Annotated in this window: 11 protein-coding genes; 7 read left to right on the top strand and 4 right to left on the bottom strand. The window is 70.4% G+C overall.

The window, feature by feature from the left end; all coding sequences use genetic code 11:
- The first annotated feature begins 6 nt into the window (after nucleotides 1–6).
- The 5 genes from lipA to VM840_10260 are packed head-to-tail and all read left to right on the top strand — an operon-like array spanning nucleotide 7 to nucleotide 4,915.
- Nucleotides 7–921, top strand: a complete 915-nt coding sequence (gene lipA, locus VM840_10280; GenBank protein ID HVL81965.1) for a lipoyl synthase — start codon at nucleotides 7–9, stop codon at nucleotides 919–921.
- A gap of 31 nt (nucleotides 922–952) precedes the next feature.
- Entirely contained in the window at nucleotides 953–1,840 is an 888-nt protein-coding gene (locus VM840_10275) for a basic amino acid ABC transporter substrate-binding protein (protein HVL81964.1), read from the top strand.
- Complete coding sequence (locus VM840_10270; GenBank protein ID HVL81963.1) at nucleotides 1,810–2,799, top strand: amino acid ABC transporter permease; 990 nt, start codon at nucleotides 1,810–1,812, stop codon at nucleotides 2,797–2,799. The genes VM840_10275 and VM840_10270 overlap by 31 nt, the downstream gene beginning before the upstream one ends.
- Nucleotides 2,796–3,539, top strand: a complete 744-nt coding sequence (locus VM840_10265; GenBank protein HVL81962.1) for an amino acid ABC transporter ATP-binding protein — start codon at nucleotides 2,796–2,798, stop codon at nucleotides 3,537–3,539. The genes VM840_10270 and VM840_10265 overlap by 4 nt, the downstream gene beginning before the upstream one ends.
- 38 nt (nucleotides 3,540–3,577) lie before the next feature.
- The gene (locus VM840_10260) at nucleotides 3,578–4,915 is read left to right on the top strand and encodes a hypothetical protein (protein HVL81961.1); all 1,338 of its coding nucleotides are present in this window, start codon (nucleotides 3,578–3,580) and stop codon (nucleotides 4,913–4,915) included.
- Here VM840_10260 and acs read toward each other — a convergent pair.
- A complete protein-coding gene (gene acs, locus VM840_10255) occupies nucleotides 4,899–6,863 on the bottom strand; it encodes an acetate--CoA ligase (GenBank protein HVL81960.1) in 1,965 nt (654 codons plus the stop codon). The two genes, VM840_10260 and acs, sit on opposite strands and share 17 nt — an antisense overlap.
- Before the next feature lie 155 nt (nucleotides 6,864–7,018).
- On the opposite strand from acs, the gene VM840_10250 reads away from it, so the two are divergent.
- Nucleotides 7,019–9,712, top strand: coding sequence for a SpoIIE family protein phosphatase (locus VM840_10250; protein HVL81959.1), 2,694 nt, complete (start codon nucleotides 7,019–7,021; stop codon nucleotides 9,710–9,712).
- Entirely contained in the window at nucleotides 9,709–10,080 is a 372-nt protein-coding gene (locus VM840_10245) for an STAS domain-containing protein (protein HVL81958.1), read from the top strand. The genes VM840_10250 and VM840_10245 overlap by 4 nt, the downstream gene beginning before the upstream one ends.
- On the opposite strand, the gene VM840_10240 is transcribed toward VM840_10245, so the two are convergent.
- From VM840_10240 to VM840_10230, 3 genes are all read right to left on the bottom strand, one after another.
- Complete coding sequence (locus tag VM840_10240; GenBank protein ID HVL81957.1) at nucleotides 10,077–10,805, bottom strand: HAD family hydrolase; 729 nt, start codon at nucleotides 10,803–10,805, stop codon at nucleotides 10,077–10,079. The genes VM840_10245 and VM840_10240 overlap by 4 nt on opposite strands.
- Nucleotides 10,802–11,158 carry a hypothetical protein gene (locus VM840_10235; protein HVL81956.1) on the bottom strand — a complete coding sequence of 119 codons (357 nt, stop codon included), beginning with the start codon at nucleotides 11,156–11,158 and terminating at the stop codon, nucleotides 10,802–10,804. Before VM840_10235 ends, VM840_10240 begins: the two co-directional genes overlap by 4 nt.
- Before the next feature lie 63 nt (nucleotides 11,159–11,221).
- Nucleotides 11,222–11,993, bottom strand: a 772-nt coding sequence (locus tag VM840_10230) for a choice-of-anchor L domain-containing protein (protein ID HVL81955.1), incomplete at its 5' end; no start/stop codon positions are given.

Below are 11,993 nucleotides of genomic sequence, written 5' to 3'. Positions count from 1 at the left end.
GGAAGGCTGTCCGGGACGCGGGCCCGCCTGCGCGACGCGCGCGTCCAGGGGCCGCAGCCCAAGCCCGACTGGCTGAAGGTCAAGGTCAGGACGGGTCCCAACTATCTCGAGCTGAAGGCGCTCATGCGGCAGCACGGCCTGCACACCGTCTGCGAGGAGTCCGGACCGTGCCCCAACATCTACGAGTGCTGGGAGGCCCGGACGGCCACCTTCCTCATCCTGGGCAACGTCTGCACGCGCCGGTGCACGTACTGCGACGTGATCACCGGGAAGCCTCCCGTCGTCGACCACGAGGAGCCCGAGCGCGTCGCGAAGGCGGTGGGTGCGGTGGGCTTGCGGTACGCGGTGGTCACGGGGGTGGCCCGCGACGACATCCGCGAGGACGGGGGAGCGGCGATCTGGGCGGAGACGATCCGCGCCATCCGCCGGCACAACCCCGGATGCGGCGTGGAGGTGCTCACGCCGGACTTCCGCGGATGGCCCCACGCGATCGCCACCGTGGTCCGTGCCGAGCCGGACGTGTTCGCCCACAACCTGGAGACCGTCCGTCGCCTGCACGGGGTCGTCCGGAAGGGGTTCGACTACGACCGGTCGCTGGACGTCCTGCGCATCGCGAAGCGGGAGCGTCCGGACCAGGTGACCAAGGCGGGTGTCATCGTCGGGATGGGGGAGACCGACGAGGAGGTCCGGGAGGCGATCGACGACATGGCGTCCGCGAACGTGGACCTCGTCACGATCGGGCAGTACCTGTCCCCCTCGCGCGCCCACCCCCAGGTCGACCGGTACGTCCCGCCCGAGACGTTCGACGCATGGGCCGCATACGCTCGTTCGCTCGGCACGTTCAAGCACGTGGAGTCCGGCCCGCTCGTCCGCTCCTCGTACCACGCGAGGGAGCAGGAGGAGGCAGGGCGTTCCGGCTAGACTGCGGCTACCCCGAACAGGAGGTCGGCTCATGCGCGTGCGTCTGCTCTCCTCGATGGTGGTCTTCCTGCTCCTCGCGGCCTGCGCGGGCGAGAGCGTCACCGTCGACTCCCCGACCGGGACCCCCCTCCCGATGGGAGAGGTCACCCTCGAACCGTGCGTCATCGCCCAGGGGGAGACGCCCCCGACACCGGCCACCGGCGAGGAGTTCACGACCATCGAGCAGGGTGTCCTGACCGTCGGCTCCGATGTCGCCTACCCGCCGTTCGAGAGCTTCGAGGGTGACAAGCCGGTCGGGTTCGACATCGACCTGATCACCGAGGTCGCCAAGCGCAGCGGCAACCTCCGCGTGAACGTCATCAACACCTCGTTCGAGGGGATCTTCCAGGCTCTCGCGACCGGCCGGTTCGACGTGGTCATCTCGGCCGTGACCATCAAGGAGGACCGCAAGCAGACGGTCGACTTCAGCGACCCCTACTTCAACGCCGACCAGTCCCTCGCCATCCGGACGACCGACGCCGGCACGATCAGCGGGGTCGAGGACCTCGAAGGCCGCACGGTCGGGGTGCAGGTCGGCACGACCGGTGAGGACTGCGCGAACAACGCGATCAAGGAGACGTACGGCTTGCGTGAGGTGCGCTCCTACGACACCTTCGTCGACGCCTTCAACGACCTGGCCGCGAACCGGGTGGACGCCGTGGTCGGCGACCTCCCGACGGCGAACCAGATCGCCGAGGAGCGAACCGGGTTCAGCGTCGTGCAGCGCATCCGCACCCAGGAGGAGTACGGGATCGCCGTCTCGAAGCAGAACCCGAACCTGCGGGAGGCGATCAACCGTGCGCTCGCCGCCATGCGCGAGGACGGCACCTACGACCGGATCTTCCAGGAGTGGTTCGGGACGGCGCCTCCGGCGGAGTAGAGGTCCGGCGCCGGGGGGTCCCGGGCCTGCTGGCGGTCGCCTCCGGACCGCCGGCGGCCGTCCTAGCCGCGCTCGCCCCCGCCGCGGACGGGCTCCCGCTGCCGGGGGAGACGCTCCAGAGGCTGGTCCTTCCGCTGGCCGCGATCGGCATCCTGACCGGGGCGGCCGAGCTGCTCGAGGTGCACCGGGTCCGCCCGCGAGCGGCCCGGGTGGGCATCGTCGCCTCGGTGGCCGCCCTGGCGATCGTGGTCGCCCGCCTGGTCGGGGAGACGGCCGACCTCGGCCGGATCGGTGAGCTGTACTTCAACCTGGAGTCGGTCCGGGGGTTAGGGCCGGCGTTCGCTCGCGGGGTGTGGAACACGGTCCGGCTGTCCGTCCTCGCCGAGATCGGCGGGATCGCGATCGGACTGTCCGTCGCGCTCGTGGCGATCTCGCGGCGCTGGTTCGTCCGGGCCCCCGCCGTCGTCTACGTCGACCTGTTCCGGGGGACGCCGTTGCTCGTCCAGCTCTCGTTCATCTACTTCGGGCTGGCGCTGATCGGCATCCGACTCGACGCGTTCATGGCCGGGCTGGCCGGGCTGGCGCTGAACAGCGGGGCGTACGTGGCCGAGATCTTCCGGGCCGGGATCCAGAGCGTGGACCGGGGTCAGATGGAGGCCGCCCGCGGGCTGGGGATGCCGCACCGGGCGGCGATGCGGTACGTGATCGTTCCGCAGGCCGTCCGTCGCGTGATGCCGCCACTCACCAACGAGTTCATCGCCCTATTGAAGGACTCCTCGCTCGTGGCCGTCCTCGGGGCCGCCGTTGGGGGACGCGAGCTCTACAAGGTGGCGCGCGACGCGTACAGCTCTACCTTCTCCGCCACCCCCTTCGTCGTGGCCAGCCTGCTCTACCTCTGCATGACCGTCCCGCTCACCCGCGTGGTCAACCGCTTGGAGAGGGGGCTCCGCTCGCCGTGACGCCCCCCGGAGACGCGGTCGTGGAGATACGCGGGCTCCGGAAGTCGTTCGGGACGCTCGAGGTGCTGCGCGGCATCGACCTCTCGGTGAGACGGCACGAGGTCGTGTCGATCATCGGCCCGTCCGGCTCCGGCAAGAGCACGCTCCTGCGGTGCGTCAACAGGCTGACCGAGCCCGACGGGGGCGAGGTGTGGGTGGACGGGCAGCTCGTCACCGACCCGCGCGCCGATATCGACCGGATCCGCACCCACGTGGGGATCGTCTTCCAATCGTTCAACCTGTTCCCGCATCGCACGGCCCTGGGGAACGTCTCCCTGGCGTTGGAGAAGGTGCTGGCCATGCCGAAGGAAGCGGCGCGGGAGCGGGCGCTCACCGAGCTGGAGCACGTCGGACTGGGCGGGAAGGTCAGCTCGTACCCGTCCGAGCTCTCGGGCGGGCAGCAGCAGCGGGTGGCCATCGCCCGGGCCCTCGCCATGCGCCCTTCCGTGATGCTGTTCGACGAGGTGACGTCCGCCCTCGATCCGGAGCTGGTGGGAGAGGTGCTCGAGGTGATGCGGCGGCTGGCCGCGGAGGGGATGACCATGCTCGTCGTCACCCACGAGATGGCGTTCGCCCGCCAGGTCTGCCACCGCGTCGTGTTCATGGACGCCGGCCTCGTGGTCGAGGAGGGTCCCCCAGAGCGCATCTTCTCGGCTCCCGAGCACCCACGCACCCGGGAGTTCCTGCGGCTCACCGATTGAGAGCAGGAGTCGGTGGGCGGGGGGCGAACCCCTGGACGATGCGTTCACGGCTGTTCCTCGTCCTGGTCTGCGTGCTCGGCCTGCTCGGACCCGCCCCCGCCCGTGCGGAGGCCGGTGACGTCCGGCTGTTGGCGAACGTGCCGTACACGGGGGGGACCGAGATCGCCTTCGAGGGTCCCTACGTCTACGCGGGACAGATCAACGGCGTCACCCAGAGGAACTCCCACCCAGGCCAGGGCGGTGTCTTCGTGTTCCGCCGGACGGGGGCCGGGCTCGACCTGGTGAGCATGATCTCCTGCGGCGGCAACGACAACGACGTCATGGTGGTCAGACCCGGGCTGATCGCCATCTCGCACCACGTGAGCCGGTGCAACCCCGCCACGCGCGGCAACGGCATCTTCCTCGTCGATGTGTCCAAGCCGGAGCGCCCCCGGATCCTCGGCGGGGTGGGTGTCCCGAGCGCCCACACCCTGACCGTGCACCCCGGCGGCCGCTACATCTACGTCTCGCCGGGCGGGTTGGGCAACGGCGACCTCTACGAGTACATCGTCGACGTCTCCGTCCCGAAGCTGCCGGCCATCGTGAGCCGCTTCCGGGGGACGGCCGCGGGCTGCCACGACCTCTCGTTCGACATCCGTCCCGAGCTCGACCGGCACCTCGCGTTCTGCGCCGGGGCCGGGGAGATCCAGACGTGGGACGTGCGCGACCCGGTCGCTCCCAGGGTGATCGCGACGACGTCTAACCCGGCCATCCAGTTCCCGCACAACGCCGTCGTCAGCCCGGACGGGACGAAGCTCGTGATCAACGACGAAGCCTTCGGCGTGCACGAGTGCAAGACGGAGACCAGCGTCTACGGGTCGCTGTGGATCTACGACATCCGGGTCCCCAACGCGCCGGTGCCGGTCGGACGCATCGCCCCGCCAGCCGGACCTACCACCGCCCCGACCTATGCCGACTGGGCCGACGAGTGGTGCACGGCCCACAACTACAACTTCGTCCCCGGCACCGACCTAGTCGTGACCGCCTGGTTCACAGGGGGGACGACGGTCCACGACATCTCCAACCCGGTGCTGCCGAAGCGGGTCGCCTCCTACCGTCCCGACGACGCCGTGGCCTACACCGCGCACTGGTACGCGGGACGGATCTACGTCAACGACATGCGGCGTGGGATGGACGTGATCGAGGTGGACGGGGTGTCCGAGGGATCGTCGTACGGTCCGGCTCCCGCGGTGTCCTGGCCGCGTGTCGACCGGACCCGCGAGCTGCTTCCGTCCGTGATGCCTCCGCGGCCGGACGCGGCGACGGACCGGTCGGTCGCCACCTCGCTCTTCTGCGTCGTCCCCGATACGACGCAGAAGGTCACGCCTCTTCTGTAGCCGCGCCCGCGGCGGCCCGTTCCTGGATCTCCGAGACGACGTCGGCGTTCGCCAGCGTGGTCACGTCGCCGAGCGGGCGGCCCTCGGCCACGTCGCGGAGCAGCCGTCGCATGATCTTCCCGGACCGCGTCTTCGGCAGGTCGTCGGTGAAGATGATCATGTGGGGCCGGGCGATCTTCCCGATCTTGGCGGACACGTGCTCCCGCAGCTCACCCAGCAGAGCCTCCTCGCCGGTGACCGAGCCCTTCAGGGTGACGTAGGCCACGATGTGCTCCGCCCTGTCCTCCCCGACCCGGCCCACGACGGCCGCCTCGGCGACCGACGGGTGGTCGACGAGCGCGCTCTCCACCTCGTACGTCGAGATGCGGTGCCCGGCCACGTTCATCACGTCGTCGACGCGGCCGAGCAGCCACAGGTAGCCGTCCTCGTCGCGCTTGCACCCGTCCCCCGGGAAGTACATCCCGGGGAAGCGCGACCAGTACGTCTCCCGGTAGCGCTCGTCGTCCCCCCAGATCGTGCGCAGCATCGAAGGCCACGGCCTGCGCAGGACGAGGTACCCGGCGCCCCCGCGCGGAACGGTGTTCCCGTCGCCGTCGACCACCTCGGCGTCGACGCCGGGAAGAGGGAAGGTGGCCGAGCCGGGCTTCAGCGTGGTGATCCCGGGCAGCGGTGAGATCATGATCGCGCCGGTCTCCGTCTGCCACCACGTGTCCACGATGGGACACCGGCCCCCGCCGATGTGCGTGTGGTACCACATCCAGGCCTCCGGGTTGATCGGCTCCCCGACCGAGCCGAGCAGCCGCAGCGAGGACAGGTCGTGCGCCGCGGGGTGCTCCGTCCCCCACTTCATGAAGGCGCGGATCGCCGTGGGAGCCGTGTACAGGATGGTCGCCCGGTACCGCTCGGCGATGTCCCAGAGGCGGTCGCGGCCGGGCTGGTCGGGAGCCCCCTCGTACATGATCGAGGTGGCCCGGTTGCACAGCGGTCCGTACACGATGTAGCTGTGCCCCGTCACCCACCCGATATCGGCCGCGCACCAGTAGACGTCTGTGTCCGCCTTGAGGTCGAAGACCCAGTGGTGCGTCGTCGCCACCCCGACGAGGTAGCCCCCGGTGGTGTGCAGGATCCCCTTCGGCTTCGCGGTCGTCCCGGACGTGTACAGCAGGTAGAGAGGATGCTCAGCGTCCAGCCGCTCGGGCGGGCAGACCGGATCCTGACGCGGGACGATGTCGTGGTACCAGACGTCCCGGCCGTCGCGCATCGCGACCTCGTTGCCCGTCCGGCGCAGGACGATCACCTTCTCGATGGTCGGACAGTCGGCTACCGCTTCGTCGGCGTTCTCCTTCAACGGGACGACCTGGCCTCGCCTCCAGGCTCCGTCCGCCGTGATGAGCACCTTGGCCTGGGCGTCGTTGATCCGCCCGCTCAGCGAGTCGGCGGAGAAACCCCCGAAGACGACCGTGTGCGGGGCGCCGATGCGCGCGCACGCGAGCATGGCCGCGGCGAGCTCGGGGACCATGCCCATGTAGATAGCGACGCGGTCGCCGGTCTCCACGCCGAGCTCCTTCAGCGCGTTCGCGATCCGGCACGTCTCCTCGAACAGCTCGCGGTAGGTGACGGTGCGGGTGTCTCCGGGCTCCCCCTCCCACAGGTAGGCCGCCTTGTCGCCGAACCCCGCGTCGACGTGGCGGTCGAGGCAGTTGTAGGAGACGTTCAGCTTCCCCCCGACGAACCACTTGGCGAACGGGGGGTCCCAGTCGAGGACCCGCTCCCACGGCTCGTACCAGGTCACGTGCTCGAGGGCCTGCTCGGCCCAGAAGCCCTCGGGGTCGTCCTCGGCGCGCCGGTACGGGGCGTCGGACCTGACCTCGGCCAGATCGCGGAAGGCGGTCGGAGGCTCGAAGGTCCGGGATTCGGACAGAAGGGCCACTATGTTGCGCTCGCTCATCTCCCTCTCCGTCGTCGCGCGTAACGCCAGGCGCTCCAGGCTACTTCCCCCGGCGACCCCCGAGGTGTGGTTGGATCAAAGGCGGGGTATGTGGGGACGGATAAGCGGATGCAGGGGACGTGATGGGGAACGCGGGTCTAGCCGTCAGTGGGGCGTTGGCGACCGACGTCCTCCAGGCGCTCGCCGCGCCCGATATAGACCACGCGCTCCAGCGGACCTGCCAGTCGGTCGTCGACAGGCTGGGGGCTGCCTTCGCCCGGATCTGGGTTCTGAACCCCGGCGCGACCGAGCTGACCCTGCGCGCCAGCGCCGGCATCTACACGCACATCGACGGCGGCCACAGCCGGGTCGCTGTGGGCAGCTACAAGATCGGGGCCATCGCGGCCGACCGGCGGCCGCACCTCACGAACGACGTCGCCAACGATCCGCGTGTGAGCGACCCCCAGTGGGCCGCACGGGAGGGCATGGTGGCGTTCGCCGGCTACCCGCTGCTGGTGGGCGACGACCTCGTCGGGGTGATGGCCCTGTTCTCCCGCGAGCCCCTGGGCGACGACGCGCTGAGCGCGCTCGCCACGGTAGCCGACTCCATCGCGATGGCGGTCGACCGCTCCTTCCACGAGGAGGAGCGCGAGAGGCTCGTCGCGCAGATCCAGGAGGAGAGCGAGGTCGTCGAGACCCTGCACGAGGTCGGGCGCACGCTGGCTGCCGAGCTCGACCACGGTCGCGTCGTGCAGGAGGTCACCGACGCCGCCACCCGCCTCGTCGGAGCGCAGTTCGGCGCGTTCTTCTACAACGTGATCGACCCCAGGGGCGAGGCGTACATGCTCTACGCCCTGGCCGGGGTCCCCCGGGAGGCGTTCTCCCGGTTCCCCATGCCCCGCAACACGGCCATCTTCGCCCCCACCTTCGCGGGGGAGGGCGTCCGTCGGATCGACGACGTCCTGAAGCACCCCGACTACGGGCAGAACGCTCCGTACCAGGGGATGCCGGAGGGCCACCTCCCGGTCCGCAGCTACCTGGCCGTCCCGGTGGTCAGCAGGTCGGGGGAGGTCCACGGGGGCCTCTTCTTCGGTCACGAGGACCCGGGCGTCTTCTCCGAGCGCCACGAGCGGCTCGCCAAGGGGGTGGCGGTCCACGCGGCCATCGCGCTCGACAACGCGCGCCTCTTCGATTCGGAGAGATCGGCCAGGACGAAGGCCGAGGAGATAACCACGCGGCTCGAGCTGCTCGCCGAGCTCAGCGAAGCCCTGGTCTCCACGCTCGATCCCGTGGCGACCGTCCGGGAGGCGGCGCGGCTCTGCGTCCCGACGCTCGCGGACGTCGCCGTGGTCGACCTGGTCGGGGAGGACGGTTCGTTGGACCGCACGGCCGTACTTGGCCCCCCCGGCCTGGAGGACCTGCTGGACCGGTTCGCGCGGTACGCGCCCGACCCCGAGAACGAGTCGCACCCCGTCTCCCGCGCCCTGCGGACGGGGGCGCCCCAGCTCATCGAGGACGTCACGCCCCGGCTCATCCGCTCGATCACGCGCGGGTCCGAACATGCCGAGATCGTGAAGGAGCTCGACCCCCGCTCCTGGTTGATCTGTCCGCTCCGTGCGCGCGGAGAGGTGCTGGGGGTCATCTCGTTCGTCACCACGTCCCGGACCGGCCGCCAGCTCGGACCCGACGACGCGAAGACGGCGAGCGAGGTGAGCAAGCGGGTCTCGATGGCCCTGGAGAGCGCGCGCCTGTTCGCCGCGCAGCGCAGCGTGGCCGAGACCCTGCAGCGGAGCCTGTTGCCCGACCGGCTCCCTGAGATCCCTGGGCTGCTCGCCGCCGCGCGCTACATCCCGGGGGGGCCCGACGTGGACGTGGGGGGTGACTGGTACGACGTCATGGAGCTGCCCGGCGGGGTGGTGGCGGTGGCGATGGGCGACGTCGTGGGCCGGGGGGTCCCGGCCGCGTCGCTGATGGGTCAGCTGCGCAACGCCGCCCGTGCCTACGCGCTCGAGGGGTACTCGCCGGCTCGGCTGGTCTCTTCCCTCAACTCCCTGATCGACGAGATCGGCTCCGACCAGCTGGCGACGATGATCTACGCGGTCTACGAACCGGAGACCGGCGCGTTGCGTCTCACGAACGCCGGACACCCGCCGCCGCTCGTGATCGGGCCCGACGGGGCTACCTCCTTCTTCGAGGACGGTCGGGCGGTGCCCGTCGGGGCGCTGCGCCGCAGCCGGTACCCGGAGGCGGTCACGACCCTGCGCCCCGGGTCGACGCTGATCCTGTACACGGACGGGCTGGTGGAGAGCCGCACGATGCCCCTGGACGACGGGCTGGGGAAGCTCGTGGAGGCCGTCCGGTCCGGGCCGAGCGACCTCGAGGAGCTCTGCGACCACATCCTGGCCGCCCGCCTGCGCGAACGGGAGGCGACCGACGACGTCGCCCTGCTCGGTCTGCGCGCCCTGCCGCTGGAGGACCGGATCGAGCTGCGCCTGGAGGCGAAGCCCTCCGTGCTCGGACCGGTGAGGGCCACGCTCCGCCGGTGGCTGCTGCACGTGGGAGCGAGCGAGCAGGAGACCTACGAGTCCCTCGTCGCGGCCTGCGAGGCGTGCGCGAACGTCGTGGAGCACGCCGGGGGCCCCGTCCCCAGGATGTTCGAACTCGAGGCGACGGTCGCGCACGGCGAGGTCACCCTGCGGGTCCGGGACCGTGGCCGATGGCGCCCCGAGAGACCCAGCCTCAGGGGGCGCGGCATCACGCTGATGAGGGAGTTCATGGACGAGGTCGTCATCGATAGCGGCAACGAAGGGACGGAGGTGCGGATGCGCAGGAGGCTCGCGGCGGCTGCGACCGGGGAGGAGACGGCTTGACCCCGTACGAGCTGACCGTCGACCGGCGCGACGAGATCGTCGTCGTCGAGCTGTCCGGCGAGGTGGACGCCTCCAACGTGCGCGATGTCCGCGGCGAGCTGAGCGAGATCGTGCCCACCGAGGTCGCCGGCCTGATGGTGGACCTCGCCGGCGTCCGGTACATGGACAGCGCGGCCGTAAGCATGCTCTTCGAGCTCATCAGGTCCCTCGAGACGACCCGTCAGCGCCTCGCGCTCGTCGTCCCCGAACCGTCCCCGCTTCGGCGCCTGCTCGAGGTCACCGGGCTCGTCGACGCGGCGATCGTCTGCGCGACCGAAGCGGAGTGCCTCTCGTCGCTGCAGGAGTGGGTGGAGGGCGGGTTCCGCTAGACCCCCGGGAGCTCCGCGCCCAGGCGTACCAGGGCGGCTGGGATCTGCCGGTGGTCGTCGACGATCTCGTCGGCCTCCGGGTACTGCGGGTTGACGTCGTCGGTGACTGCGCGGATCCTGATCGCCCTCATCCCGGCCGCCTGGGCGCCGGCGATGTCCGTCCGCCGGAGATCGCCGACGTGTACCGCGTCCTCGGGCGCCACCCCGATGGCGTCGAGCGCCGTCCTGAACATCCGCTCGTGCGGCTTCGGCACGCCGACCTCGTTGGAGAAGGCGAGGAACTCGAGGTGCTCGTCCAGGCCCAGCTCGGCCAGGAAACGACGCACCATCCGTCCGGGAGTGAACCCGGTGTCGCAGACGAGGGCGGTCCGCAAGCCCGCCTCCCTGAGGCCCCTCAGCGTCTCGACGGCTCCCGGTAACGGCTCCACGTCACCCTCCGCGGCCGCGTCCTCGAAGGCGGCGCAGAGCGCCGCGGCCATCTCGCGTGGCGAGCCGAGCTCGGACACGCAGAAGTCGGCCATCCCCTCCGCCCCGTAGTGGCAGCCTGCCACCCACTGGTCGTAATGGGTCTTCCACGCCCGGTCCAGGAGCTCGCTGGCCTGTTCGAAGCTGAGCTTCCCTCCGGCGTGCTCCAGCAGCGCGTTCACCCGGGTGGAGGTGGCGCGGGCGAAGTCGCGGTCGGTGAGAAGGGTGCCCCAGCAGTCGAACGTGACCGCGCGGATCATCGTCCGGCCACGGACAGTCCGCGGATCGCGACCGCACCGATGAACAGGGCTACGACCGACAGGACCGTGACCGCTCGCCTCGGGTCCTCACCGCGGAACGCCCAGGAGAGGATGGCGGCGATCAGGATCACGAAACCGTAGAAGGAGTGGAAGCCGGGCTCCTGTCCGAGCTGGCGCATGTAGGCGACCCCGGTGACCACCTGGACGGCGACCGCGCTCTGGCCCGCCAGGACGAGCGCGAGGAAGCTCCGGGGAGCGGACATCCGCCGCCTCACCCAGACCAGGCCCCATAGACCAACGCCCAGGTTCAGCGCGATCACGACGTAGGCGAACCACCCATGGAAAGCGCGCATCGGTCGAGTCTATCGGGGGACCATCGGGAGCCGGGGCACGGGGGTGGCCCGGCTCCCGATGGGTCACCCACGGACCAGCGCGTCGACCTGGTCCTCGGTGGGGGCGACCACCGAGCAGTTGACGTCGTGGACCACGCTCCCCAGCGTGGGGTTGACCGCTTCCACGAGAGGCTCGATCCCGTCGTGGACGGCCCGCGACGCCGATCCTTCGAGCGGGGTCCCCTGCAGGGTCTCCAGCCCGTCCTCGACGCAGGTCGTCAGGCTGCCCTCTCCGAGGAACACGTGGGAGTCGAACGCGTCGTCCGATGCGTCGGCGATCGCCAGCTTCATCGTGTTCGTCTCGTGCGGGGTGACGTCCGCCGTGCACGTGAGCACCGTCGTCAGCCCGTCCATCTCCGTGTTCAAGGGGTACTCGCCGTCGTCGTCCGGCTCATCGTTGTTGCGGAAGTACCCGGGGTTGGAGGGGGGCACCTCCGCGTCCTCGTTGCCGTGGTTGATCGTGTTGATCGTGACCGGGTCCTCGGTGCCGGGCACGACCGCGCAGTTCGTCCCGTTGACGAAGAAGGCGAACGAGTCGTTGTACGGGCTCCCCACGTACTCGTTGTACTCCTCGGACCCGAACACGTAACGGATGGCGATGCGGGCCGCGTCGGGCACGAACTCGAAGGACATCACCGCTGCGTCGTAGGTCGTCGCCCCGGACAGCTCGTCGAGGTCGGGGTCCCCCTCGGTGTCGGAGTACCCGCTCGTCGACGTGTCCTCGTTGGGGCCTATCGAGTCGGAGATCAAGCCGGAGGAGAGGACGATGCCCGACTCCAGCCCGACCGATCCCGCG

It is taken from the genome of Actinomycetota bacterium, from assembly GCA_035540895.1.
In the GTDB taxonomy this organism is placed as follows: Bacteria; Actinomycetota; JAICYB01; order JAICYB01; family JAICYB01; genus DATLFR01.
The sequence above is the reverse complement of the archived record's forward strand: the minus strand, read 5'-3'. Positions and strand labels throughout refer to the sequence as shown.

What these genes read in the sequence shown, in the direction of transcription:
- VM840_10260 (HVL81961.1), top strand. Translation starts at nt 3,578, where the DNA reads ATGCGTTCACGGCTGTTCCTCGTCCTGGTCTGCGTGCTCGGCCTGCTC.
- VM840_10240 (HVL81957.1), bottom strand. Translation starts at nt 10,805, where the DNA reads ATGATCCGCGCGGTCACGTTCGACTGCTGGGGCACCCTTCTCACCGAC.
- VM840_10275 (HVL81964.1), top strand. Translation starts at nt 953, where the DNA reads ATGCGCGTGCGTCTGCTCTCCTCGATGGTGGTCTTCCTGCTCCTCGCG.
- acs (HVL81960.1), bottom strand. Translation starts at nt 6,863, where the DNA reads ATGAGCGAGCGCAACATAGTGGCCCTTCTGTCCGAATCCCGGACCTTC.
- VM840_10235 (HVL81956.1), bottom strand. Translation starts at nt 11,158, where the DNA reads ATGCGCGCTTTCCATGGGTGGTTCGCCTACGTCGTGATCGCGCTGAAC.